The 26,208-nt window shown below is 57.5% G+C and carries 23 protein-coding genes and 1 tRNA gene; 3 read left to right on the forward strand and 21 right to left on the reverse strand.

The genetic code is table 11. The annotated features are described in order from the left end of the window. Positions 1-50: 50 nt before the first annotated feature. Positions 51-124, reverse strand: a tRNA-Arg gene (locus BMW84_RS17670). Between the two features lie 705 nt (positions 125-829). Next, complete coding sequence (locus BMW84_RS17675) at positions 830-1,186, reverse strand: hypothetical protein (protein ID WP_091071159.1); 357 nt, start codon at positions 1,184-1,186, stop codon at positions 830-832. Positions 1,187-1,329: 143 nt separating this feature from the next. Here BMW84_RS17675 and asnB point away from each other — a divergent pair, with 143 nt between their 5' ends. Beyond that, on the forward strand, positions 1,330-3,174 hold the full coding sequence (gene asnB / locus BMW84_RS17680) for an asparagine synthase (glutamine-hydrolyzing) (RefSeq protein ID WP_091070702.1): 1,845 nt from the start codon (positions 1,330-1,332) through the stop codon (positions 3,172-3,174). A 129-nt stretch (positions 3,175-3,303) separates the two neighbouring features. Continuing rightward, a complete protein-coding gene (locus BMW84_RS17685) occupies positions 3,304-4,110 on the forward strand; it encodes a CPBP family intramembrane glutamic endopeptidase (RefSeq protein ID WP_091070703.1) in 807 nt (268 codons plus the stop codon). A gap of 115 nt (positions 4,111-4,225) precedes the next feature. Here the strand turns inward: BMW84_RS17685 and BMW84_RS17690 are convergent, their stop codons facing one another. The 7 genes from BMW84_RS17690 to BMW84_RS17720 all read right to left on the reverse strand — a co-directional run bounded on the left by BMW84_RS17690 (position 4,226) and on the right by BMW84_RS17720 (position 10,031). Further along, entirely contained in the window at positions 4,226-5,062 is an 837-nt protein-coding gene (locus BMW84_RS17690; protein WP_091070705.1) for an aldo/keto reductase, read from the reverse strand. A gap of 116 nt (positions 5,063-5,178) precedes the next feature. Next, on the reverse strand, positions 5,179-5,634 hold the full coding sequence (locus BMW84_RS17695; RefSeq protein WP_091070707.1) for a cupin domain-containing protein: 456 nt from the start codon (positions 5,632-5,634) through the stop codon (positions 5,179-5,181). A 154-nt stretch (positions 5,635-5,788) separates the two neighbouring features. Continuing rightward, positions 5,789-6,724, reverse strand: a complete 936-nt coding sequence (locus BMW84_RS17700) for an SPFH domain-containing protein (protein ID WP_091070708.1) — start codon at positions 6,722-6,724, stop codon at positions 5,789-5,791. Next, on the reverse strand, positions 6,724-7,158 hold the full coding sequence (locus tag BMW84_RS17705) for an NfeD family protein (RefSeq protein WP_091070710.1): 435 nt from the start codon (positions 7,156-7,158) through the stop codon (positions 6,724-6,726). Before BMW84_RS17705 ends, BMW84_RS17700 begins: the two co-directional genes overlap by 1 nt. A gap of 211 nt (positions 7,159-7,369) precedes the next feature. Then, positions 7,370-8,014 (reverse strand): XTP/dITP diphosphatase, encoded by a 645-nt coding sequence (locus BMW84_RS17710; RefSeq protein WP_091070711.1) that lies wholly within the window; start codon positions 8,012-8,014, stop codon positions 7,370-7,372. A 1-nt stretch (position 8,015) separates the two neighbouring features. Further along, positions 8,016-8,774: a ribonuclease PH gene (gene rph, locus BMW84_RS17715; RefSeq protein ID WP_091070713.1), complete on the reverse strand. Its 759-nt coding sequence runs from the start codon at positions 8,772-8,774 to the stop codon at positions 8,016-8,018. A gap of 96 nt (positions 8,775-8,870) precedes the next feature. Further along, positions 8,871-10,031: a GerMN domain-containing protein gene (locus tag BMW84_RS17720; protein ID WP_091070714.1), complete on the reverse strand. Its 1,161-nt coding sequence runs from the start codon at positions 10,029-10,031 to the stop codon at positions 8,871-8,873. A 145-nt stretch (positions 10,032-10,176) separates the two neighbouring features. Here BMW84_RS17720 and BMW84_RS17725 point away from each other — a divergent pair, with 145 nt between their 5' ends. Continuing rightward, positions 10,177-10,782 (forward strand): phosphatidylglycerophosphatase A family protein, encoded by a 606-nt coding sequence (locus BMW84_RS17725; protein ID WP_091070716.1) that lies wholly within the window; start codon positions 10,177-10,179, stop codon positions 10,780-10,782. Between the two features lie 819 nt (positions 10,783-11,601). Here the strand turns inward: BMW84_RS17725 and BMW84_RS17730 are convergent. The 12 genes from BMW84_RS17730 to nifD form a co-directional block, all read right to left on the reverse strand. Continuing rightward, on the reverse strand, positions 11,602-12,600 hold the full coding sequence (locus BMW84_RS17730) for an MBL fold metallo-hydrolase (RefSeq protein WP_091070717.1): 999 nt from the start codon (positions 12,598-12,600) through the stop codon (positions 11,602-11,604). 51 nt (positions 12,601-12,651) lie between these two features. After that, entirely contained in the window at positions 12,652-13,386 is a 735-nt protein-coding gene (locus BMW84_RS17735; protein ID WP_091070719.1) for a class I SAM-dependent methyltransferase, read from the reverse strand. A 152-nt stretch (positions 13,387-13,538) separates the two neighbouring features. Beyond that, positions 13,539-15,230: a glycoside hydrolase family 13 protein gene (locus tag BMW84_RS17740; RefSeq protein ID WP_091070721.1), complete on the reverse strand. Its 1,692-nt coding sequence runs from the start codon at positions 15,228-15,230 to the stop codon at positions 13,539-13,541. A 598-nt stretch (positions 15,231-15,828) separates the two neighbouring features. Continuing rightward, the gene (locus BMW84_RS17745; RefSeq protein ID WP_368086725.1) at positions 15,829-16,920 is read right to left on the reverse strand and encodes a BclA C-terminal domain-containing protein; all 1,092 of its coding nucleotides are present in this window, start codon (positions 16,918-16,920) and stop codon (positions 15,829-15,831) included. Positions 16,921-17,470: 550 nt separating this feature from the next. Continuing rightward, entirely contained in the window at positions 17,471-18,613 is a 1,143-nt protein-coding gene (locus BMW84_RS17750) for a homocitrate synthase/isopropylmalate synthase family protein (RefSeq protein WP_091070722.1), read from the reverse strand. Then, the gene (locus BMW84_RS17755; protein ID WP_091070724.1) at positions 18,610-19,362 is read right to left on the reverse strand and encodes a HesA/MoeB/ThiF family protein; all 753 of its coding nucleotides are present in this window, start codon (positions 19,360-19,362) and stop codon (positions 18,610-18,612) included. Before BMW84_RS17755 ends, BMW84_RS17750 begins: the two co-directional genes overlap by 4 nt. 24 nt (positions 19,363-19,386) lie before the next feature. Beyond that, positions 19,387-19,944 (reverse strand): DUF269 domain-containing protein, encoded by a 558-nt coding sequence (locus BMW84_RS17760; protein WP_091070725.1) that lies wholly within the window; start codon positions 19,942-19,944, stop codon positions 19,387-19,389. Beyond that, positions 19,925-20,332 (reverse strand): nitrogen fixation protein NifX, encoded by a 408-nt coding sequence (nifX, locus tag BMW84_RS17765; RefSeq protein WP_091070727.1) that lies wholly within the window; start codon positions 20,330-20,332, stop codon positions 19,925-19,927. Before nifX ends, BMW84_RS17760 begins: the two co-directional genes overlap by 20 nt. After that, the gene (nifN, locus tag BMW84_RS17770) at positions 20,307-21,635 is read right to left on the reverse strand and encodes a nitrogenase iron-molybdenum cofactor biosynthesis protein NifN (protein WP_091070729.1); all 1,329 of its coding nucleotides are present in this window, start codon (positions 21,633-21,635) and stop codon (positions 20,307-20,309) included. Before nifN ends, nifX begins: the two co-directional genes overlap by 26 nt. Next, positions 21,625-22,986, reverse strand: coding sequence for a nitrogenase iron-molybdenum cofactor biosynthesis protein NifE (gene nifE / locus BMW84_RS17775; protein WP_091070731.1), 1,362 nt, complete (start codon positions 22,984-22,986; stop codon positions 21,625-21,627). The genes nifN and nifE overlap by 11 nt, the downstream gene beginning before the upstream one ends. Before the next feature lie 201 nt (positions 22,987-23,187). Continuing rightward, a complete protein-coding gene (nifK, locus tag BMW84_RS17780) occupies positions 23,188-24,747 on the reverse strand; it encodes a nitrogenase molybdenum-iron protein subunit beta (protein ID WP_091070733.1) in 1,560 nt (519 codons plus the stop codon). Further along, positions 24,744-26,201 carry a nitrogenase molybdenum-iron protein alpha chain gene (nifD, locus tag BMW84_RS17785; protein WP_091070735.1) on the reverse strand — a complete coding sequence of 486 codons (1,458 nt, stop codon included), beginning with the start codon at positions 26,199-26,201 and terminating at the stop codon, positions 24,744-24,746. Before nifD ends, nifK begins: the two co-directional genes overlap by 4 nt. Positions 26,202-26,208: the final 7 nt, after the last annotated feature.

Genomic DNA, 26,208 nt, shown 5'->3' on the forward strand with positions numbered 1-26,208 from the left:
ATCCCCCGGAGACGCAAAACAGCCTTCCCGAAGGAAGGCTGTTTGTATGACGTCCCGGAAGGGATTCGAACCCCCGACCGTGCGCTTAGAAGGCGCATGCTCTATCCAACTGAGCTACCGGGACACGGAACAACAATGGATTGGCTTGGCGGCATGCTGCGGCCAAACAGTTGATGCTAACGGACATAGAAGCCGTTATTTACTGTAAAACGCCTATTTTCGCGCGCTAGCGGACATGAGAGACCTTATTTGCTTACATTTGGCTCATTGGAGCCACTTTTTAGGCAAATAACGGCTTACAGGTCCGTTACTCTGGGAAATTCCCCTTTTTTGTGGAAATAGCGGCTCTCCTGTCCGTTAAGAGCAGCTCCGACGCGCTGGACCCGCAAATGTCGGACCGGCGATAACCTTTCCGTGCAAAGACGAATTAATCATATGTATTAACACAACGTTATTTATTATAACGAAAATCAATTTTTTTTCAAGGCTGGGCAGCATGAATAAATGGCAAACACTGCGAGCCGCCGGCCCCTGCGTACTCCCCTCAGTTTATAGCCGCAACCAACAAATTCGCCTAACATCGCCTCAATGTATCTACCTGTGTGCCCACCAGCAAAGCGCCTCAGCTAAACACATTGATGAGCGCAATTGAATACGCCCCCCTATGTCAAACTTGACGCGTACATTCCAAATGGGCCGCCCGCTGCATCGTTCTCTGCTGCCGCCAAGCTTAAAAAGGCCGCGCAAACCGCACGCTCTTGATCGGGCGCCGGCTCTCCGTATCCCATTTTTCCATAGTGACTCCGATCCGCTCCCCTCTCGGTCTGCGCTACAAATAAGCGCGGAAACGCTGCTCCAGCTCCTTTTTCAGATTGCCGAACATCAGCAGCTCCCGCTGGAACTTGAAGCGTTCATCCTCCGGGCTCATGACGACGCTGCCGGGAAACGCGCTGGCTGTCACATCCTCGAAGGCATTGTGCATATTATTATCGAACCAGTCGCTGCTCTCGTCCGCGTCATTCGTCAAAATGCGTACAATCTCATACCCGTCCTCGCGCCGGTCCTCCACAATGTAGACGAGCAGCGGCAGATCGCCGACCGCCCCGGGAAGCACACCCACTTCCGCGCAAGGCGCTCCATCGAAGTCGGTCATTCTGCGAACCTTGGCATCTTTAATGTAGTACACCTGCATCCATCCTTTCGGCTTTTTTCCCCGCACCTTAGTGTTTGGATAAGGACATACATTTTATCCCTTCCTTCGGCATATATCTGTATTACTTGGCAAAAAAGTAAGGACAACAATCGCACACAAAAGAGAGGATGAACGTCATGTGCGGAATAACCGGATTTATCCAGTGGCGCGGCGACCTGACCCAGCACTCAGAGCTGCTTGTAAAAATGACTGAAACCTTGGCGAACCGCGGACCGGATGCGGCCGGAACCTGGATCTCGGGGCCCTGCGCCTTCGGCCATCGCCGGCTTAGCGTCATCGATCCCGAAAACGGCGCCCAGCCAATGATTGCCCGCCATGAGGACCAAGTGTACGCGATTGTGTACAACGGCGAATTATATAACGCACCCGAGCTGAAAAAGGAACTGAAGCAGCGGGGCCATCGTTTTCTCACCGAATGCGACACCGAGGTGCTGCTTCATGCTTACATGGAATGGGGTCCCGAATGCACGGAGAAGCTGAACGGGATCTTTGCGTTTGCCGTCTGGGACAGCGCCAAGGAGCGCCTGTTTCTGGCCCGTGACCGGCTGGGCGTCAAACCGCTCTTTTATGCCCGCGTGGACGACGTGTTTATCTTCGGCTCGGAGCCCAAAGCGCTGCTGCAGCATCCGCTGATCCAGCCGAAGGTCGGCCCGGAAGGCCTGGCGGAGATTTTCATCGTCGGTCCGGCGCGTACTCCGGGACAGGGGGTATACAAAGATATATTCGAGCTTCGTCCCGGTCATGCCATGTTTTACAGCCGGGAAGGTCTGCGGAGCTACGCTTACTGGCAGCTGCAAAGCGAGCATCATACCGACAACGTCGAACAAACCGCGGCCCGGGTCCGCGAGCTGCTGGTGGATACACTGGAACGCCAGCTCGTCTCCGACGTGCCGGTATGCTCCCTGCTGTCCGGCGGTCTCGATTCCAGCGCGCTTACGGCGCTTGCCGTCGCCTATTACAACCGTACCGGCCAAGGCCGGGTAGATACGTTTTCCGTGGATTACGTCGATAACGACAAGCACTTCAAAAGCCATGCCTTCCAGCCCGGCGCCGACGGCCCGTGGATCAAGCGGATGGTCGACGAATTGCAAACGAACCATCACTATGTGGACTTTGATACGCCGGAGCTGGTGGCCGCACTGGACAATGCGCTGTACTCCCGCGATCTGCCAGGAATGACGGATGTCGATTCGTCGCTGTACCTGTTCTGCCGGGAGATCAAGAAGCATGCGACGGTAGCCATTTCCGGCGAAGCGGCGGATGAGATTTTTGGCGGATACCCATGGTTCCACCGCGAAGAGATGTTGTCCTCCGGAACGTTCCCGTGGTCGGTCGCGCCCAAAATGCGCGCCAGCCTGCTGTCCCCGGAAATCCATGAATGGATCCGGCCGCTGGAATATCTCGGTGACCGGTACAGCGATGCCGTGGCTGAAGTGCCGAAGCTGGAAGGCGAGACCGGCAAGCAGGCGCAGATGCGCGTGATGTCCTACCTCAACATTACCCGCTTCATGCCGACGCTGCTGGACCGCAAGGACCGGATGAGCATGGGCGTCGGTCTGGAAGTGCGCGTCCCCTATTGCGACCATCGCCTCGTCCAGTACGTCTTCAATATTCCCTGGGAAATAAAGACAACCGGCGACAGGGAAAAAGGAATTTTGCGAAAAGCGCTTGAGGGTATTTTGCCGGATGATGTCTTATACCGTAAAAAGAGCCCGTATCCCAAAACCCATAATCCGGCCTATCTGAATGCCGTACGCAATCAAATGTTGGGTATCCTGGACGATCCCTCGTCACCAATCTTGCCGCTGATCGATCCGGCCAAAATCCGCGAAATCGCCGCTTCACCCGAATCATCGAGCAATCTGCCCTGGTTCGGCCAATTAATGTCGGGACCGCAATTGTTCGCCTATCTGGCCCAATTGAACCTTTGGCTGAAAACGTACAATGTCTCCATCGGCTGAGTGACAATCGCCATATCCTGCCGGCCTGAAAAACACTACAAATAAAAGGAGAGCCCGTCGATCCGGGCGAACCGTTATTTGCAGTGTTTTTGTGTATACAGCCAACCGACGCTGGAGGAGAGATTCCGTATGCCGCAACCAAAACGATCGTTGATCGGGTTTATCGCCGTCACCTTTGGCTTCACCTGGCTCTGCTGGCTGCCGCTGCTGCTGAACAGGCAGTTTGACGCAGGCGTGCCAGTACTGCCTTTTCAGTTCTACCTCGGTTCCTTCGGCCCGCTGCTCGGGACGCTTGCCAGCCTGGCGCTTACAGGGGAAGAAGGAGTCGCCGGCTGGTTTAAAAAAGCTTTTTCGTTGTCGTTTCCGAAAAAATGGCTGCTGATCGCTGTGGGCCTGCCGCTGCTGTACGGTACCCTTGCCCTGCTGGTCCATGCGTTTGTAACAGGCAGCTTTCCCGAAATGTCTCGTTTCGGGCTGACCTCCGATCTGCCGGCCAGCTTTAATCTGGGGACCACCGCGCTCATGTGGATGATTACCTTCGGCATCGGCGAAGAAAGCGGCTGGCGCGGTTACCTGCTGCCTCTGCTGCACCGGCGGTACTCGTTATTTACTTCCGCACTGCTTGTATCGCTGGTCTGGATGCTCTGGCATCTGCCCGCCTTCTGGTTCAACGAAAGTTATGTCGGCATGGGCTTTGGCGTGATCGGCTGGGCCATCAGCCTGATGTACGGCTCCGTCGTCCTGGCTTGGATCTGCCAAGGCAGCCGCTGGAGCATCGTTCCCGTGATCTTGTGGCACGGCATTTTTGACCTTTTGACTGCCAGCGACCAGGCCGCCGAGATCATGGCGATGGTGTGCAGCATGTTCGTCATTATTCACGGCATCCTGCTGATGCGGACGCTCGGGCGGCGCCAGAGCATTCCGCCGCTCAAATAGCTTGCGGGGTGAAATCACCGCCCCCGCATCCCGTTCTCACCGCTCCCCGCATAAGCAAAGTCCCCGCTCCCCCGGCCGGAAGGCCGAAGGTGCGGGGACTTTGCTTATTTTGCGGTCAGAAGTTGAAGTTGTCCGGGTCCGGACCGAAACGGTGATTCTGATTCAGCTCCTCCAGCGCCTTCACATCGTCATCGCTGAGCGTAAAATCGAAAATCCCGGCATTTTCCCGGATCCGCTCGGCATGCACCGACTTCGGAATCGTGATGACGCCTTGCTGCAGATCCCAGCGGAGCACGATTTGCGCCGGCGTTTTACCGTAACGGGCCGCCAGCTCTTGGAGCAGCGGCAGGTCAAGATGGCCCTGCATCAGCGGGCTCCAGGCCTCCAGCTGAATGCCCTGCTCGCGGCAGTATTTCAAGAGGTCGCGCTGAGTCAGCAGCGGATGGAATTCCACCTGATTGACGACCGGCTTGACGCCGCTGTCATCAATAATATTTTTCAGGTGATGAATCTGAAAATTGCTTACGCCGATCGACTTGACCAGGCCTTCCTTCTGCAGATGAATCAGCGCTTTCCAGGTCTCGCGGTATTTGCCTTTTACGGGCCAATGAATGAGATAAAGGTCCACATAATCCAGTCCCAGCTTACGCCGGCTGACCTCGAACGCCTGCAGCGTGGATTCATACCCCTGATCCGGATTACGGACTTTGGTCGTAATAAATAGCTCCTCCCGCGGTACGCCGCATTCACGGATAGCTTGGCCTACGCCTTCTTCGTTGTTGTACCCAGCCGCCGTATCGATGCTGCGGTAGCCAATCTCCACCGCCGATTTGACGGCATGAATGACTTCCTCTCCGTCTTTGGTCTGCCAGACCCCAAGTCCGAGCCAAGGCATCGTCACTCCGTCATTCAGTGTAGGCCCGCCTGTAAAAGGTGCTTGCAATTGACTCATCGCTGATCCCTCCAAACCGATTCTTATTGGTTAACTTACCCAAAAATCAGTATAGCAGATCATCGGGAACAACAAAAAAGAGAGGCAAACCGTTGCCGGTCTGCCCCTGCCCACTTTTATTCCTCAATCATCGTAAAATCATCGAATTGAAACTCCGGCGAGACGATGCACGAGACCAGCACCGGCTCTTCGCCAAGCGGCCTCGCCGCCTGCCATACGCCGGCCGGAACGACAACCTGCGGCTGCTGGCCTCCGGCCACGTCGATGCCAAGAATGAACTCGGTCACTTCGCCCGGCTGATCGCCGTCCCCGCCTAAGCTGAGCACGATCGGGCTGCCGGAATGCCACAGCCAGATTTCGTCGGATAATACCTTATGCCATTTCGACTCTTCCCCTTCATGCAGCAGGAAATAAATCGAGGATGCCGAAGCTCGCGGCCCTGAATAGCTTGCGCCCAGCGTCTCCTGCGGAATCTCTACGGAAGAGTTCCAAAGCCGTTTGTACCAGCCGCCTTCCACATGGGGCTGCAGTCCCAGCGCCTCGACGAGCGGGGAAATCGGTTTTTGCGTCACAGTATTTCTCTCCTTTTACAAGTGCATAGTCAAACTTCTTCCCTAGCGTACCATAAAATAAGGGGAAAACCTCCCACGAAGTTATCCGGCCAATCTCGGCCGGCAACCCAGCGGGATGTCATCCCCTTCATTTTTCTAAGCGAAACCGTCTGTCTTACTTGCCGTCCTTGCCGGCCTTAAATACTTCGGCAATGGCGCCGAGGCTGCCGAGCGTTTCGATGGCGTTCGACGGGATGAACACCTTGTTTGCCGGACCTTTGGCGATTTCGCCGAGCGCTTCGAACGATTGGTAAGCCAGGATGCGTTCGTCCAGACCGGCGCTGCCGATCAGGGCGATCCGCGATTTTTCCGCTTCGGCAACCGCTTGAATAGCCTTGGCTTGACCGAGCGCTTCCAGCTCCTGCGCCTGCCGCAGACCTTCCGCCTGACGGATACGGGCTTCCTTGTCGCCCTCCGCCTTAAGGATCTTACTTTGCTTGTCGCCTTCCGCGCGCAGGATCATATCCTGCTTGGCAGCCTCGGCTTCCAGCACGATGGCCCGCTTGCTCCGTTCCGCCTTCATCTGTTTATCCATCGCTTCCTGGATATCGAGCGGCGGCTTGATGTCGATCACTTCGACGCGCTCGATCCGCACGCCCCATTTTTCGGTCGCTTCATCCAGCGCCAGACGGATGTCGGACGAAATCTTTTCCCGGCCGGAGAGCGTTTCGTCCAGCTCCAGCTTGCCGATGATTTGACGCATCGTTGCGGTTGTAATATTCCGTACGCCGTACACGTAATCGGAGATGCCGTACGTGGCTTCTTCCGGTCCGACTACCTGATAGAAGATAATCGTGTCGATCTGCACCTGGACGTTGTCTTTAGTGATTACCGTTTGCGGCGGCACGTTCGCCTGCTGAATCCGCAAGTCATGATAGATGCGTACCTGATCGATAATCGGGATCAGAATATTCAGGCCCGGCGTAAGCAGCCGGTTGAATTTACCGAGGCGTTCGACCACGCCTACGCGTTGCTGCGGTACGATTTTGACTGTTAATGCGATAAATACGACGACGACAAAAACGACTATCCCTACAATTGCCCATTCCATCAGATGATTTCCTCCCATCGTTCTACTTCAAGAATCGTACTGCTTCTTCCGACAATTCTGACGTTCTCTGCCCGGTCGATCGGTACCGCGGATACCGCGCTCCATGTATCTCCGCCGATCTTCACTTGACCGTAGCTGCCCGGAATAATCGGCTCTACCACAACGCCGCGCCGGCCCACCAGCTCAACCCCCGTATCCTTGAATCCCCGCGAGCTGCGCAGCCTGGCCGCCAGCGGTTTGGTGAATACGGTCAAAACCAGAGCGACCACCGATCCTACCAAAGCCTGCAGCAAAAACATATCGGGTGCGATCAGCGATACAAGCAATGCAGCCACAGCCCCGATGCTAAGCCAAAGCAGATAAAACGTAAGCGTCATCATTTCAACGACAAGCAGCACGCTGGCCGCAATCAGCCATACAACCCACATCACCATGGCCAAAATACACCACCTTCCGCTATATACTACTATAACGAAAAAAAGGGCAGTCGCGTTGCATTTTTTTGTGCCCAAATTCGTGCTTGATGTAAGCTTATGCGAAAAAGCGCCCGGTTATATGTACCGGTGGGTCCGGCTTGTGAAAAAACGGGCACGCTGGCCCAAAAAAAGGCCCCGCCGTCCGTCTATGGACTGCAGGACCTTCCCATTACTCCCGGCCGCGCTGCTGCGCTTCGGCCAGCTTGGCCGTCAGCAGACGGAGCGCTTTGCCCCGGTGGCTGATCGCCTGCTTCTCCTCCAGCGTCAGCTCGGCCATCGTCTTCTCGAATTCCGGCAGGTAAAAGAGCGGATCATACCCGAAGCCGCCGCCGCCCGCCGGCTCCGAAGTAATCCAGCCCTCCACGGTGCCTTCGGCGGTCAGCTCCCGGCCGTCGGCAGGATCGTACAGCGACAACGCGCAGACAAAACGCGCCGTGCTCAGCAGCGGCTGATCCGTATCCTCGCCCTGCTTCAGCCTTTCCAGCTCGCTAAGCAGCTTGAGGTTATTGTCGCCGTCTTCGGCTCCTTCGCCCGCGTACCGTGCCGAATACACGCCCGGACGGCCGTCCAGCGCGTCGACGCACAAGCCGCTATCGTCGGCCAGCACCGGGAAGCCCAGCGCGTCGCCGACGGTTTTGGCCTTCTTCAAGGCGTTCTCGGCAAAGGTCTGCCCGTCCTCCACCACATCGGGAAGCGCGGGGTAATCGAACATGCTTTTGACCGTCAGCCCGAGCGGGGCAAACGCGTGCTCGAACTCCCGCACTTTGCCTTTGTTTTTCGTCGCTACAATTAAAATCCCGCCGGTTTCGCTCATGTTACACCTCTTGCCCCGGCTGGCCGGTCGGAATTTTCAGCGCGATGGCGCCAAGCGCTTCTTTTTGCGCTTCAATCAGTTCCCGCACGCCTTTTTCGCCGAGTCCCAGCAGAAGGTCCAGCTCCGCCCGCGTAAACGGACGTTCTTCCCCCGTGCCCTGCAATTCAACGAAAGCGCCGGCGCCCGTCATCACGACATTCATATCGACCATTGCCTTGGAATCTTCCTCATAGTTCAAGTCCAGCAGCGCTTTGTCGCCGACAATGCCGACGCTCACCGCCGCCAGAAAATCCGTGATCGGAAAAACAGCGAGTTTATGCTGCAAAGCAATTTTGTTGATGGCATAGGCCATGGCGACAAAAGCGCCGGTAATCGACGCGGTGCGCGTGCCCCCGTCCGCCTGAATCACGTCGCAGTCCAGCGTAATGCTGCGCTCGCCGAGCGCCTGCAGATCGACCACGGAGCGGAGCGCACGGCCGATCAGCCGCTGGATCTCCATCGTCCGGCCGGTCAGCTTGCCGCGCGCCGATTCGCGCTGGTTGCGGGTCTGGGTCGCCCGCGGCAGCATGGAATATTCGGCGGTAACCCAGCCTTTGCCTTGCCCTTTCAGGAACGGAGGTACCTTCTCGTCAATGGTTGCCGTGCAAATGACTTTTGTATCACCCATTTCGATAGTGACGGAGCCTTCCGCGTATTTATTGGTTTGGGTAGTGATGGTGACCGGTCTTAGCTGGTCATCGTTTCGCCCGTTTGATCTCATCGTTTTGCCTCCTGCGTCATAAGTTGCTGTTTTATGGCAAATTTCATTCTACCAAAGTGCAGGGGCAAAAGCATCTTTTCACCCTGGTCTTTCAGTCTACAGCGGCATTTCGTTGATGTATTCCGGCGCGGACACCGGCTGGCCGTAGTCGACATGATCGGTTCCAGTCACTGCGGTTTTGCCGTTCAGGCGGATTTGCACGAGCGAATCCTGCGCGTTCTGCGCAACGGTCAGCACGACGGATTTCAGCATTTCTGCAGGTACGTCTTTGCCGTCCGCAAACATATCATCGGTCAGGTCGACGCTGACGACGCCGTTTTGTCCGGCTTCCACCCCATCCAGCTTCGTCCCGCCGGTCATTACCGTTTCGAGGCCGCTGTTCTTGTCGGGGCCGGCGATCAACTCGCCTACTGCGGCCTTGACCGGATCTTCCCCGGCGGGTACAAACCGGGTTACCGGAACATAATATTGAATGCCGTCAGGAGAGGCAGCGGAGAAGTAGACGGTTACCGCGCTGGAGCTGAAGGACAGCCCGCTTTTCGGGAGATTGATGCCCATGGTCCGGGTCAGCGGCCGGTCCAAAGGGGTGCCCTGCAGCGGCATTTCCGTCAGCTTTTTGCCGTCCACCCAGATTTGCACGCCTTGAATATCATCTTGCCCGGTCAGCGTCCAGGTGATTGCCTCCAAAATTTTGCGTTCGTCTTTCGGATTGTAATCATTGAAAGCAGCGTTGAATTCGACGACGGCAAGCTTGGCTTTGTCTACCGAAACATTGTTGACTTCGGTGCCTGCAGGCAGGACGCCCTGGAAGCCTTCCGGCAGGTCTTTTGCGTATTCGCCCTTGCTGACCAGCGCGGCGATCGACTGCTTGAGCAGCGCACCCTTGCCGCTTTCTTTCGGCAGCCCCAGCGAAACGGGTGCCAGCAGACCGTTGCCATCCTGGAGATAAACGGTTGTCCGTTCTCCTGGCGCGGCTGTGGTCGTATCGGCGGCAGCCGAAGCGTCGGAGGCAGCAGTGGAAGCATCGTCCGCAGAGACAGCGGAGTCCTCTTCCGCGTCCTCCGAAGAGACCGGCGCAAAAACGCCGGAATCCAGCGTGTTCTCGTCGCCCTGCTGCAGCATTTGCGCTTCGATTTCTTCCGGCGGCGCGTCGACGGAGGCCGACTCCGAGCCGAATAGGCTGCAGCCGGACAGCGCGAGTGGTACCGTCAGCAGGCAGGCTGCGGATAACATACGAATCTTATTCATCGATTTCATGCGTCAATATCCCCTTTCAAAACTATTGGATCAGTTTGTACTGCTATGTATACGAGCCCCCTAAGCAAAAAATAACACCGGCTTATCCCAAATTTCGGACGGGCCGAAACGAAGCTGTACACACTAGATATGAGGTGAACCGACAATGAATACCCACAAACCGCCGTACAGCCTTAACAGCAAGGCCGTTGCCGACGCTACGGGCGAATGGCTGCGCAAACGCGGAGTAACCATAGAAGAAATCGCCGAGCTGGTGCTTTTTCTGCAGAGCAAATATTTTCCCGATCTGAAGCTGGAGGAATGCATCCATAACGTCAACATGGTGCTTAGCAAACGTGAAGTACAGAACGCTATCCTGACCGGTATCCAATTGGACATTCTGGCCGAGCAAGGAGGACTCTTCGGTCCTCTTCAGGAAATGATCGAAAACGACGAGAGCCTGTACGGCGTTGATGAAATTCTCGCTTTTTCCATTGTGAATGTGTACGGCAGCATCGGCTTCACGAATTACGGCTACATCGACAAGCTGAAGCCCGGCGTGCTGGAGCGCCTGAACGATAAAAGCACCGGTGAGGTCCACACCTTCCTGGATGACATCGTCGGCGCCGTCGCCGCGTCGGCCAGCAGCCGCATCGCCCACCGCAAACAAGCGGAACGTGAACAAGAGCTGGGCCTCCCGCGGGCAGGCGAAGACCTGGAAGAAGCCGCACACGGGATGAACGGCGGTGAGAAGGAAGGGGCGCCGGAGTAAGGGCATGTGGAAGAAGTATATGGGGCTTAAGCGTTGGAGCGGCGGTGGAAGGACTGAATACCATTTGGCGTGGGAGCAAGTGTTAGCATTATGCGGAATACAGAGTGAGTTTCGAGTAGCTCCAGAAAAGCTGGGTTAGGCTGGAAGTTGAGTAACATTGGTTAGTTGAGTGGGTGGAGGAGGAAATGAATGCCGTTAGGTGCGGGAGCAAGCGTTAGAGGGATATTGGATACGGAATACGGCGTGGACACTGGGCTTTTTGAGTAGATCTAACAATGGAGCAAGTTGTGAGGAGTCGGGGTGCTTAGGAGCGAATGATTCAGCACGGCAACGTCTTCGTTGTATTTTGTACAACGGAATAGCTGATCTTACACAAAAAATCGCAATCCGCTGCATTTTGTACAATGAAGTCCGGCGAAAGTCTTCAAAAAGGCCCGTTTTGCAGAATTTCGTTGTACAAAGTACAACGGGTGCAAATAATCGGCCGATTGGAGCGGATTTTATTGCACTTTTTACAATGAAGCGATGCGAGACAGCGAATATGGCGGAAAAAAGCAGTGATGGCGACTACCCGCAACGGCTACGGCGGAATGCGTTACAGCTACAGCTAATGTTACGGCTACGGCGGAATGCGCTACAGCTACAGCTACTGTTACGGCTACGGCTATTGTTACGGATACAGCGGCATGTGACATTGCTGCCGCATGCACTCAGCTCGGCGGCATATCTTCCTATGCCGCTGTCTCAAACCGCCCGGCGTGCAAGCGCCGCCAGGCCCCTCCCCGCCCGGCGGCGCTTGCACGCCGGGCCTCATCCTGTTCACGCGAGCGCCGTGAACAGGACCTTTCCGCGGGCGGCCTCCACCACGCCCGCCCGCTCCCGGCGCACCAGCTCCGCCAGGTGCGCCAGCGCTTCGCTCATCGCGAAGCGGAGCTGATGCGTGCTGCCGATGCGCCCGCGAAACAGCGCTTCGCAGACCGCGAAGCCGCTTAACGGGCCGCCCGCAAGCAAGCGGGCGGCATCGTCCAGCCGCTCCTCATGGTGGCGGAGCAGGCTGGACGTGCGGGCGGCAAAGCCGGTAAACGGTTCCCGGTGCCCCGGGAACGCCCGGCTTACCTCCAGGCCGCCGAGCAGGCGCAGCCCGGCCATGAAGCTCTGCAGCGGCTGCGCATCGCTGCCCGGCTGCAGGCCGACATTGGGCGAAATCTGCGGCAGGACGGCGTCGCCGCACAGGATCAGCCCGCTGCCGGCCTCGTACAAGGATACATGCCCCGGCGCATGCCCGCCGGTAATCAGCGGCCGCCAGCTCCGGCCGCCCATGAACACCGCTTCCGCCGCGTCGATCGGCTCGATCTCCGGCTGCGGCATCACCTGCGGCAGGAAGCCTTGCAGATGCTCCCGCACGCCAAGGGCCAGCGCCTCCGGCATCCCGTGCCGGAGGAAAAGCCGGGGAAGCGCTTCGGTCAGCGTCGCTTCCCCGCCCCAGCTCATGCGCGCCTCCGCCTCGGCGCGTGCCGACATGCGCACCTTGCACCCGGTGCGCTCCTGCATCCATCCGGCCAAACCGTAATGATCCGGATGGTGATGCGTCACCACGACGGCCGCAAGCCGGTCCCAGGCCAGGCCGAGTTTTTTCAGCGCCCCATGCCAGGCTTCCTCCGCTTCCCCCGTATGCGGCCCGGGATCGACCAGCGTAAACCGGCCATCCGGCTCCGGCAGCAAATAACTATTCACCTGATTTAGCGGAGGCGCCATCGGAACGGATACCCGAATCAGGCCAAATTCATCCTCATATGAAGTAATGATCGCTTCCCTCATCCCCAGCCTCCCGCCAGCATTACATGCATCTCTTCGACATCTTCAGCCGACTTACGGCCTTTTCCCCACAAAAATCATCCGTTTGGAACGCTCGGCATCGTAAGCATCCTCTTCATAGCTGCCGTGGACGGCATCCAGCTGCAGGCCGGCTGCAGCAATCAGCCCGCGGAATTTGCGCTCCTCGTACAGCTTCACGCGTTCGTGGTAACGCCGCGGCTCGCCGCCGTCACGGGACGTGAGCACGATGTCTTTTTTCACATAGCCGTCTTCGATCCGCCGCGACTCGTCGATCAGGGTGTCACCGTCCTCGCGCGTTGAATGCGGCACCAGATGGGTGATCACATCGCGCGGATTTAAATAATCGACAATAAACCGCCCGCCAGGCTTCAGCATCCGGTATACCTCGCGCAGCACCTTGACCTGTTCCGCATCCTCTTCAAAATAACCGAAGGAAGTGAACAGATTAACCACGGCATCAAAACCGCCTTCCAGCGGCAAATGCCGCATATCGGAACGGAGCCAGGTCACCGCCTCCGCTCCCTCCTGGGCCCGCGCTTCCCGCAGCAGCGTCTCGGACAGGTCCACGCCCGTTACCTCAAAGCCCGCTTCGGCCAGCGCCAGCGAATGGCGGCCCATCCCGCAGCATAAATCCAGTACCTTCGCGCCGGCCGGGAGGTTCAGCCACCCGATCATCCGCTCCACCTCGCGTCTCGCGCCGCCGAAATCACGGTGTCTGTACACGATCAAATAGTCTTCTCCGAAACTTTGCTCGTACCACTCGCTCATGCGTTTGTTCTCCTTCCACCATCCGCGAAACTGCCCATCCTCTTTTTCTATGTATATCAATGTACCGCCAATACAACGCCATTTCCACCGCTTCCCATGAAAAAGTCGCCATTTCGCCACACCTCCGGCGCCATGGCAACTTTGGGGGTCATTCACTTCCGCCGCTGCAAATACACTCTCGCTTCGTACGGCCGCAGCTTCAGCTCATGAAGGTCTTCGCCTTTAACCGGCGGATAATTCGAAATCAGCAGTTCCAGCTTATCCGCCTCAAAGGGTTCGGGTAGCGCAAAAACTGGTTCCTGCGCATAAAAATTCAAAATGACCAGCAGATGCTCGTCCTCCAACGTGCGCATGTACGCGTAAATCTGCTCATCGTCCGGCAAAAGCAGATCATAAGCGCCGTAGACGATGACTTTATGCTTTTTCCGGAGCTCGATGAGCTTCTTATAGTAGTTATAAATGGAGTCCGGATCTTTCAGCGCGTTCGCCGCATTGATCTCCCGGGAGTTGGAATTCACCTTGATCCAGGGCACGCCCTTCGTAAAACCGCCCTCGTCGCTGTCGTCCCACTGCATCGGCGTGCGGGCGTTATCACGGCTTTTTTTATGGATGGCCGCCATGATCTGCTCCTCGGGAACGCCGCTTGACCGTTTGTCCTCGTAATAGTTGAGCGTCTCCACGTCGCGGTAATCGTCGATGGATTCGAAGGCGGCATTCGTCATCCCAAGCTCCTCGCCCTGATAAATGTAAGGCGTACCCTCCAGCATGTGGATGAAGGTCGCGAGCATTTTGGCCGAAGGGACGCGGTAGTAGAGATCGTCGCCGAACCGCGAGACCGAACGCGGCTGGTCGTGATTGCACAGGTAGTTGGCATTCCAGCCCCTGTCATGCAGCACCGTCTGCCAATTGGAGATAATCGACTTGAGGTCGGTCAGCTTCCAGGGCACGACATCCCATTTGCCCCCGCCCGGCGCAGCCGCGTCGAGATTCATATGCTCGAACTGGAACGTCATGTTCAGCTCGCGCCGGCCGTCCCCCACATAATCCAGCGCCTGCTCGGGACCAAGCCCCGACGTCTCCCCGACGGTCATGATGTCGTAATAGTAGAGAACCTTATCGTGCAGGTTTTGCAGCAGCGTGTGGACATGGGCCAGATTGGAGAACATATCGTACGCCCGCACCGTTTTTGTCCCGTGGGGATTGAGCGCATCCGGGTACCCTTCGGCTTTCACGATATGGGCGATGGCATCGAACCGGAAGCCGTCCACTCCTTTTTTCAGCCACCACTGCACCATTTCATGCAGCTTGTCGATTACCGCGGGATTGTCCCAATTGAGGTCGGGCTGATATTTGGAGTACAGATGCAGGTAATATTCCTCCGTAACGGGGTCGAACTCCCAGACCGAACCGCTGAAATACGATTCCCAGTTGTTCGGCGGGCCTCCGTTTTTGCCTTTTCGCCATATATAATAATCCCGTTTCGGATTGTCCTTCGAGCTGCGCGATTCGATAAACCATGGATGCTGATGCGAGGTGTGGTTCAGCACAAGGTCCATCATCAGCTTCATGCCCCGGGCATGCAGTTCATGCAGCAGCCGGTCGAAATCGTCCATCGTGCCGAATTCCTTCATAATGTCGCAATAATCGCTGATGTCATAGCCATTGTCATGGTTGGGCGACTTGTAGATCGGGCAGATCCAGATCATGTCGACTCCCAGATTTTGCAGATAATCCAGCTTCGAGAGGATGCCGCGCAAATCGCCGATGCCGTCCCCGTTGCTGTCCATAAAGCTGATCGGATAAATCTGGTACACTACGCTTTCCTTCCACCATTTCGGGTTCACCGGACTTCCCTCCGCTTCTTTTCCGTCCTGTTATATCTTAACCATTCGGGAGGAAGGGAATAACACAAACGGGATTATCCGGCGCGCAAGAGATGTAGCTTATCAGCTTGCCATGCAGCTCTTCCGGCACGGGCGAACCGTTGCCCGACACAAAAAAAGCAGCGAACCTTCTGATACACTTCATGGTTCACCAGATCCCCGCTGTGGAGGGTCGAGAGAAGACAACCTGCCCGCTTCCCGCTTTCTCATCCACATATGCGTACATGTTGACGCTGCCCGGCTCCATGGCCAAGACGAGGGAAGAACGCCCCTTCAGTTCCGCTGAAATACAATTTCCGGCAGTCTCTTGGCTGCGCGCAACATCAACCTCTACGCCTCAAAATCCGCAATCTCTGCAGGGCCATATGCCCTGGCCTCAACGTTGGCGAGAGCCTTTTCCTTACCGCAGCCGATAACCAGGGCCCCCAGCCCAGGAGCAACAATGGAAAAATTTCTCCGTAAATTCATCCCCTTGCATTTTCATTATCCAAACTAGGCGCTTTTATTCAATAAACGAAAAAGCCGGAAGTTCCCTTCAGATCATTCCGGCTTCTTCCAATCAACTCAATTGTTTGATTACAATCGACGCATTCACATTCGCCTGTGTGCCGCCCGCCAAGGTCTGTAGGGTAACCGCTGCCGCCGAGCTGTGATTCCGCAGAGTCAACACATCGCCTGAGGATAAAGCAAAGATGGCCTGGCCTGTATTCTGCTGAGTTCCGGCCCCGGACCCGTAAATGGTGCCCGGCACTAAAGCGCCGTTCAGAAATAAGGCGAATTGGCCGGGTTCCACGCCCGATACGGAGAATGTAACCTCATAAATGCCTGCATTGGTAACCATAATCGTTGTCGTTCCCGGAGCATGTGTAATTCCAGGGGTAAGCAAGCCATTCGTATCAAAAGAAACATCGGCCTCGATCGGCACAACCTGTGCAGCGAGATTATAAACATATCCGAACTGGGCTATTCCGCCCGCAGCCCCCGTTGCCCCCGTCGCTCCCGCGGGGCCGGTTGCTCCAGTTGCCCCGGCGGCTCCGGCAGGGCCGGCGGCTCCTGTTACCCCAGCGGGCCCGGCAGGGCCGGCGGGTCCTGTTGCCCCAGCGGCTCCGGCAGGGCCGGCAGCGCCTGTTACACCCGGCGCACCAGCGGCTCCGGCAGGGCCCGCTGCTCCCGCTGGCCCGGCTGGCCCGGCTGGGCCAGTTGCGCCGGCAGCTCCGGCAGGGCCGGCGGGTCCGGCTGGGCCGGCTGGGCCGACAGGACCCGCCAATCCCGCAAGGCCTGCCGGACCGATGCCGCCTAATGCCCCGGCTGCACCGGCGGCTCCAGCAGCGCCCAACGCCCCGGCTACTCCGGCGGCTCCAAGCGCTCCCGTTACACCGGCTGCCCCCAGTGCACCGGCGGCTCCGGCCGCACCCAATAACCCGGCGGCTCCGATACCGCCTATCCCTCCTGTTGCTCCCCGCGCTCCAAGCCCTCCGGCGGCTCCGGCTGCGCCTAACGCTCCGGCCGCTCCAATTGCGCCTAAAGCGCCGGCGGCTCCTACGGCCCCTAATGTTCCGGCTGCTCCGGGAGCCCCCAAGGCACCTCCAGCTCCGGCGGCTCCCAACGCACCAGCGGCTCCAGCAGCGCCGGCGGCTCCAAGGGCTTCCACAGCGCCTGCCGCTCCTAAAGCTCCGGCAGCGCCTGCAGCGCCTAATGCTCCCAATGGAATATTAACCCGAACAATTTGTTTCTTTACTATAATGCGTTTGCATTGGTCTCTCTTGGTTACTCTGCACTTGCTCTTCTTATGTTTTGCTTTCGGTAAAGGACAATCGACAGGTTCTTTCTTGTGGATGAGCTTCTTCCTTTTAAGATCAATACACCCCATCCCTAACACCTCCAATAGACTTAGTACTGTATAGTACTGCATTTACCTATTGAAGGGCATGGTCATACATCTTGTAGGCAAGGACACATTTTCGTTAAACTCAGGTTATATCACTAACCGGACGAGCCGAAATCCTCTATAAACACTGCAATTGATTGACCCGCCTGGTGACATCCATGCCCCATAACGGCATATTATAGATTTTTCCAAACAAAAAAAAGGACTTGTCCTTTGCTTTTTCTGCAAGGAAAGCCCTTCCGGCAACTGTAACTCTCACCGGCATGTCCGGGACCCCAGATCCGGCTAAAGTCTCTTCAAGTCATTTCGTTGTCTATCCTATATTATGCGCGCGCTGCTGCTCTTCCAGCAGCCACTGGATCAGCATGTATTCCGGTACCGTGCCTTTGCGCGCTTCGGCATATTCACGTACCTTCTCCAGCAGCCGCATGACCGTTTCCGCGCTGACCTCCAGGCCGCGCTGCTCCAGCACATGGGCTACGCCGCCGCTGCCGGAATGCTTGCCCAGCACAAACCGGTGCGCCCGGCCCACCTCCGCGGGGTCAAATGTCTGATACGTGGCCTTCTCCTTCATCAGCCCGTCCACATGAATGCCGGACTCATGGGTAAAAGCGAGCTGGCCGACAATCGGTTTCGCATCGCCCACGCTGCGGCCGGAAGCCGCGATCACCTTGTCTGCCAGGAATTTGATCTGCTCCAGCTTCACGGCAGTCTGCCCGCCGTATAAATACCGCCAAGCCATCGCAACTTCCTCCATGGCGGCATTCCCGGTCCGTTCGCCGATTCCGGCAACGGTCGTGCTGGCCCATACCGCGCCTGCGGCCACGCCGCTCAGCGTATTGGCCGCGGCCAGCCCGAAATCGTTGTGGCAGTGCACCTCCAGTTCCACATCCTCCGGCACGGCGCCCAGCAGCTCGGCGATCCGCTCCGCCATTTGCTGCGGGTGATGCGCCGATACCGTATCCGCATAACGGAAACGGCGGATGCCTTCCTTGTACAACCGGTTGATCAGCTCTGTCAGAAATCCCATCTGTGCCCTGGACGAATCCTCCATGCCGACCGACACCGTCATCCCCAGCCGCTGCGCGTAATCAACCGCGCCCAGCAGCTTAGCCAACCCTTCGACCGGCGACAAACCCAGCTTCCCCTGAAGCTGAATATTCGACACCGGGAGCGAAATATGGCTCCAGCTCACGCCCGTGCTCTTTGCCTTGTCCAGATCCGCCGGAACCGAACGGTTCCAGGTCATCAGCCTCATCGGAAGATCCAGCTCGGCTATGGCCGCAATATCCTCCATCTCCCGTTTGCCCATAGCGGGGATCCCCACCTCGGCTTGTTCCACTCCGCACTCCGACAGCAACTTTGCGATTTCCAGCTTTTCCGCCCTCGTGAAAGAAACTCCCGCCGCCTGTTCGCCATCCCGCAGTGTCGTGTCGCACAACATAAGACGTTTCACGGTGTACCTCCTTCTCCGCAGCAAGCGCAATTCGGATTACGGGTAATGTTGACAGAGTAAGTGGAGAAGTCGAGTGAGTTGAAACGGTGCATGACTCCCGCATACGTTGTCCCTACCCTTGTAATCCATTTTACGGCTTCCAGCGCTGCCAGACAACCGGCAATCCCGGAGGTCGCTCCCAAAACTGGAAAACCAAAAGGCTCCCACTGCGGCCGGACATCCGGATACAAACATTCCAGACACGGCGTTTGTCCGGGAACAATTGTAGTCAGCGAGATCTCAAACCCGTACATCGCCGCCTCTACCATCGGCGTACCCGTATCGACGCAAATCCGGTTGAGCGCATACCGCTCCGGAAAATCATAGCGAGCGTCGATCACAAGATCGGCGCTCTCCACCCACGGCTTCGCGGCATCGTATTCGATTCGGGCGTTATGGCCTTCGATCACCACCTGCGGGTTCAGCCGCTTGAGCTGCGCGATGGCGGTGCTCATCCGCTCCATGCCCAGATGGCCGGTGTCCATCAGAATCTGCCGGTTGAGGTCCGGCTTCATGATGACCCCTTCGTGCGCCAGAATCAGCTTGCCGATGCCGGCGGCGGCCAGATACAGGGCAGCGGTCCCCCCTAACCCGCCGATGCCCGCGACCATCACTGTCGCTTCTTTCAGCGCCCGCTGCCCGCTTTCGCCCAGCAGCCTCAGCTGCCGGGCATACCGTTCAAGCTCCAAGTCTACGGCCGGCTGTTCCAATGCGGACTCCCCCTATATTCCCGTCTAGCCTTCCAGGCCGAGCAAGCCGTGCTGTGCAGTCCCGGCATTGTATTGCTCCAGGAAGGCTAAGCCTTCCTCGATGCATTCCACGCCGTAGCGGACAAGCCTCTCTTCGGAGGTGAATGGAAAAGGAAACCCTGCGCGCAGGCTTTTGAGCACCAGAATGACCCGGCCGCTGTACAGCAGCCCGCGGCCGAAGCCTTCGGCATTGATTTCGGCGGCGCTTTGAATCAGGAGGCCGCTCTGCTCCTCCATGACGCCGGCAATGGCCTGAAAGAGCTGGGGCACCTGTGCGCGCACTTTCGGCGATACCGTGCAATTGAACTCGGACAGGCTCCGGTCCTCCGCAGATGCAAGAAACTGTTTAGCTATTTTCTCGCTAGCGGAAAACGTGGCGTACCGGCCAAAGTGATCCTCTGCATCGAGCAGATGGACGATCCGGCGTTTCACCGCCTCCGCCAGAAGCGGGCTCGGTTCCTTGCGTCCCCGCTCGGGTGACTTCAGCTTGGCTTGGACAGGCAATGCCGCCCGAGCATTCCAATTAGGAGCTGCTTGTTCCATACGATTCCTCCTCCGCTTGTTCTTCCTCCGCCCGAAGCACCTTAGCCAGCCACATCGGCGGCTTGCCCTGCAGCATTTCAGTCAGCCGTTTCACTTGTTCGTCGATGGGGCTGCCGAAGGGCACCTTGACCGGCATGATTTTCCGGCGGGTCACCCGCGCCGCCGCCGAGGCACCGATCTGCATAATGAAAATCAGCGTACAGTCGCTGACCGCTTCCAGCCGGCTGTCGATTTTGCCCGCTTCGTCCTGATGGAGTACCGCAGGGATTTTACGCAGCTCCAGCAGTTCAGCGCCGCCTTTGGCCACATTGTATATGGCAAACATCGGACTTTGCCCGAAATGGGCGTTGACGCGGATGCCGTCATCTGTGCCGAATGCTACTTTCACGGTGTTCCGCCTCCCTTTGCATTAACAAATTTCCCGCGCGGTTGGTCCATTCCATCGCGCCGCGGTATCCGACGGAAGTTTTCATGTAGGCTCCAAGCTCATTCCAGACCGGGAAGCCTGCCGGCAGGAGCGCCGCTCCAATTCTCCCCGCCCCGGCCAGGCCGTGAGAGTTGCCGACCCACAAATCGGCGCCACTGCCGAGCACCTCGGCATCCTCCAGGTCGCCGACCCACACCTCGCGCTCCATTCCCGCAAGGAGCGGCGTCTCGAACGAAGCGATCAGTGCCTTCTGTTCCACGCCCAGCTCCTCCAGCCAGCCGGAGACCGAATAGAGATGATCCGGCTCGAGCGCAGCCACCGCCGACATTCCGGCAAACTGGAAGTGGGCATCGAGCATCGCGTCGAGCAGATTCTCGCGCTGCCAGCAGTAGCGCAGCGGAACCGGCTCGCCGCTGATCTGATGCAGGAAATGCAGCAGCTCGTCGGTCGCCTTCAGCCCCATGGCACCGCTGAATAATTTATACGGCGTGCCGAGCGCGTTATGCAGCCGTCTGGCCGGCCGTTCCATGCTGGCGCCTACGGCAATCGTTAATCCCGATTGCAGGCTTTGCAGCATGGAATCCAGCGGAACGCCGCCGCGGGTGAGCGGCGAGAAGCCGGTCAGCAGATGCCCGGACAGCGAGGTAGAGATGTCCGGCAGCGCAATCACTTCGAAGCCGAACGAAGAGATCATCTCCTTCAGCTCCATGATATCCGCAGGCGTCAGGAAGGAACCGGGAAGCAGGGTGATCTGGCGGGTATTCACGGTGCGCTGCCCGCGGTGCCCCGCCTGCTGGATCATCTCGTCGAGCATCGCTTCGACGGTGGCACTGAAGCCGGATTCCAGGGAACCCCGGAAATCGGGCAGTACCACGGAAAAGGCCAAACCGCCGCGCATGTTGCGCTCCCTTTTATACGATTTGAGCATCGTCTGGTAATCCACACCGGCAACATCGGTGAGCTCGGTGCCGATAATGCCCACGATATCCGGACGGTGCTTGCTGAGGATGAGGTTCAGCGCCTCCTCCAGATTGCGGTTGGCATCGAAAATGACGTCCATCTCCTGCAGCGCGGAGGTTTGAACAGCGATCGGCTCGCGGAAATGGCGGGTAAGCAGCGCCTTAGGAAAAGCGGAGCAGCCTTGCGCCCCGTGCACGAGCGGCATCGCCCGGTAACAGCCCTGCAGTGCCAGCACCGCCCCGAGCGACTGGCCGATCCGGAGCGGGTTGATGGCCGCCGGTTTCTTCCGGAAGTTAATGGTCATACGATCCCTCCCTGTCCCATGGGGCGGGGCTTGATGCCAGCTTCCAGATGGGATTGGCCAGCGAAAAGGTTAATTCCTTGGCCAGCCGCAGCAGTCCCTCATAGCCCGCGTAAGCTTTATGCCGTTCCTGATTGATGTCGATAAAGGGAATCTGCTCCTTCATGGCGACGTACATGTTCCGCCCGCCGGCGATCATGATGTCGGCCTTGCGTTCCCGCATCGTCTTGAGAATCCGGCCGGCGCCGCCTTCCGGAATGTATTCGGTATCGTCGCCGACCCGGTCGGCGATCCGCCGCACATCATCCTCCGTGCTTTTATTGGTGCCGACGCCGACCACCTGCACGCCCAGCTCCTTCAGCGCGGAAATGACGGACCAGCTTTTTACGCCGCCGGTATACAGCACCGCTTTTTTGCCTTTCAGAATTTTGCGGTACGGCCGCAGGTCCTGGCTGAGCCGATTCTCCTCCCGTTCCGTCAGGCGGTCCACCCGGCGTTCCATCTCGCGGTCGTTCATCAGATAGGCCATCTGCCGCAAGGAATACGTCGTTTCCTTCGCTCCGTAGAAAGAGCCCTCGAAATAAGGAATGCCGTATCTGGATTCCATTTCCCGGGCAAGGCCCAGCAATGCGCGGCTGCAGACCACCATATTCACTCTCGCCCGGTGCGCCCAGGCGATCTCCTTATATCTGGCGTCGCCGGTAATCCGCGAAGTCACATGAATACCGGCGCTGTTCATCAGCTTCTCGATATCCCACATTTCACCGGCGATATTGTATTCGCCGATCAGATTAATGCCCAGCGGCGTCTGCGGCTCCGGTTCTCCCGTTCCGATCACGTACTGCAGCAGGGCGTCGCCGGCCAGCCGGTTGCCAAGGTTCTTGCTGCCGACAAAACCGGGGCTGTTCACCGGAATGACCGGGATGCCGAGGCGGTCGGCGGCTTCCCTGCATACCGCATCCATATCTTCGCCGATGAGCGCGGTCACGCAGGTCGAATAGACAAATATTGCCGGAGGCGCATAGCGCTCGGCAATATAGTCGATGCTTTGTCTCAGTTTTTTCTCGCCGCCGAAAATAATATCCGAATCGCCGAGGTCCGTGGCAAAGCCGTATTGGGACAGCGAAGGGCCGCTGGAGAGCGCACCCCGGCTCTCCCAGCTGTTTCCGGCACAGGCAATCGGACCATGGACCAGATGGGCGGCGTCCATAATCGGCAACAGTGTAATTTGGGCTCCGTCGAAGGAGCAGCCTCCGGCCGCTTCTCCCGGTTTCGGACGGGGACATTGCTTGACCTTGGGCGCGAGGCTCCCGCAAGCTTCGGAATCGAATTCGTCTTTTCGAATAGGGTCCATCGGCTTCTCATCTCCTTCGTCTTTACACATGATTGCAAGAATCCCGGCAGGCCCGCTCCGAAATTCGCAAACTGCGAATATTGAGAAGCTGGACATGCCGGGCAGAGGTTTACTTTTACATTAATTCAAATGAATGTATATCAATTTTAATTTCGTTTTGCGTAAATTTTCAGTAATTTTCATCACTTCAATACCTTACATCTACCGCACCAGATCGTAATTAAAGCCGGAATTGTTGTTGTCGAGCTGCTCCAGCACGGTGTTCACCAGCAGCGATATCAGATTCAATGCGCCTTGATAGCCGAGAATCGGATAGCGGTGCATATGATGGCGGTCAAAAATCGGGAATCCTACGCGGACGAGCGGCACATTCGCATCCTTGGCGGCGAATTTCAAATGCGAGCTTCCGATGGCAAGGTCGACCGGGTCGTTCAACAGCAGGGAACGCATATGCCATAAGTCCTTACCAATGTACAGCTTCGCTTCCGAGCCGTACACGCTTCCGGCCAGCAGCGCTTCCGCTTCTTCCTTGAACTTCAATGTGTTAAATTCCACGTCGCCGTTCGAGCACACGATATGCACCGGCTCCATCCCGACTTCAAGGCAGAAGCCGATGAGTCCGATCAGGAGATCCGGGTCGCCGACCAGCGCGACCCGCTTGCCGTGCAGGTAAGGGTGGCTGTCGGCCAGAGCGTCGATGATGCGGCCCCGTTCTTCCGTGAGCGAAGCCGGAACCGGCAGGCCGGTCAGTTCGCTGATCGTGGCCAACAGCGTATCGGTGCCTTTGATGCCGAGCGGCGTGGACAGGGCCGCGATCTGCTGGTTCCAGGTTCCGCCGATATACTCCTGCGTCTTCTTCAGCGTATATTTCTGCAGCGACAGTGTGCCGAGCGCATTCGCGGCCAGCGGCACGTCAGCCAGCTTTGTTCCGCCGTAATAATATTCGTACTCTCCGGTCGCCGGAGAATCATAGTTGCCGCTGTGGTCCCCGAGAATCGTATATTCGGTATCGAAGGCGTTCAGGATTTTACGGATTTCCGCAAAATTTCCGGTGTACGGTTCAAAGCCGAGCATGATGTTCAGCTTCTCGCCGGAGCCTTCGCCGGTCCCCGGCGTGGCCTTAGTGCCGGACCGATCGTACAGATAGCTGAGGATGCCCTTCAGCATGGCGTCGTAGCCCGTAATATGCGAGCCGACGAAGCTTGGCGTATTGCAATAAGCTACCGGAAAATCCTCGCTGATGACCCCTTTTTGCCGGGCATTGCCGATGAACGCCGACAGGTCGTCGCCGATGACCTCGGCCATGCAGGTCGTACAGATCGTCACCATCTCCGGTTTGTACAGCGCCACGCTGTTCTCCAGACCGTCGATCAGGTTGCTCATCCCGCCAAATACGGCGGCATCCTCGGTCATCGAGGAGGATACGGCCGGCGTCGGTTCCTTGAAATGACGGCTCAAATGGCTGCGGAAATAGGAATTGCAGCCCTGGGAGCCATGCACGAACGGCAGGGTTTTCTCGAAACCCAGGGCGGCCATTACCGAACCGAGCGGTTGGCAGGCTTTATGCGGATTGATAACGACCGCTTCGCGGGCAAAGTTTTTCTCCATATATTCTGCGGACTTGGAATACGCCAGGGCTTCGGCCGTTTCCTGTTCGCTGCAAGGGGCCTCGAATTGCTTTTTGTTCTCCCGCTGCTGCACGAAACGCTCTTCCGCAAACAACGTGTTGTAATCCGGAAGCTCCAGTCTGTCCTTGCTCATAGGCTCGCCTCCTCTTTCCGGGCTTTGGTTTTCCGCGGGATCAGTTCCCAAACCGGGCTGTTTACGGTCATATCCATGTCCTTGGCAAAAATCTTGAACCCGTCGAACCCGTGATACGGTCCGCTGTAATCCCAGGAGTGCATCTGGCGGAACGGCACGCCCATCTTGTGGTACACGTATTTCTCCTTGACGCCCGAGCCGACCAGGTCGATATTCAGCTTTTGCGCCAGTTCCTCCAGCTCGTAAGCCGTCGGATCGTCCATAATGATCGTGCCTTCCTTCATCATCGGGAAGGTCCGTTCATAATCGTCCTTGTGGGCGAACTCGTAGCCGGAAGCCACAATGTCCATGCCCAGATCCTCGTAAGCGCCGATGGTGTGGCGGGAACGCAGGCCGCCGATCATCAGCAGCACTTTTTTGCCTTCCAGGCGCGGTCTGAATTTGTTGATGATGGCATCCATCTGCGGTTTGTATTTGGCGATCATCTTCTCGCAATTGGCCTGGATCGTCTCGTCGAAAAGCGCAGCGATGGCGCGCAGGCTTTCATACGTTTTGCTCGGGCCGAAGAAATTGTATTCCATCCACGGAATTCCGTAAGCCTTCTCCATATGATCGACCATGTAATTCATGGAGCGGTGGCAGTGGATCAGATTCAGCTTTGCTTTGTGGGCGATCTGCAACTCGTTGAGCGTACCGTCGCCGGACCATTGGGCAATGACCCGCAGTCCCATCTCCTCCAGCAGAATGCGTGAAGCCCAGGCATCGCCGCCGATATTGTAATCGCCGATGATGTTGACATCGTAAGGCCCCGTCTCGGCCAGCTCCGCGCGTCCCATCACGAAATCGCGGATCGCGTCATTGGCGATATGGTGGCCCAGCGACTGGCTGACGCCGCGGAAGCCTTCGCAGCGGACGGGCACGATCGGCATATCCAGCTCCTTGGCCATCTTCTTGGAGACGGCCTCGATATCGTCGCCGATCAGACCGACCGGGCATTCGGATTGCACGGAGATCCCTTTTGCCAGCGGGAACATCTCCGTAATTTCGCGCATAATCACTTCAAGCTTCTTGTCGCCGCCGAAAACGATGTCCGTCTCCTGAAAATCGCTTGTAATCTGCATGGCGGTAAAATTGTCGATTCCCAGCGTGCCGTTCGCGTAATTGCGGCGGGTGCCCCAGCTGTATTGCCCGCAGCCGATCGGACCGTGGCTGATATGCACCATGTCCTTGATCGGCCCCCAGACCACGCCCTTGGAGCCGGCATATGAGCAGCCGCGCGGCGTCATAACGCCAGGGCGGGACTTTATATTGGATTTCAGGGAGCAGGTGCCGCAGCTGATCGCATCCTCGGTGTTGATCTGATAATGCTTTTGACGGTCCTTTCGCGCTTTTTGGGGATAGGCTTCCAGAACCTCATCCACCAGCTTCTTGTTCGCTTCGATATCCAGACCCATGGGATAA

This window comes from Paenibacillus sp. NFR01 (genome assembly GCF_900111565.1).
Classification (GTDB): domain Bacteria; phylum Bacillota; class Bacilli; order Paenibacillales; family Paenibacillaceae; genus Paenibacillus_AQ.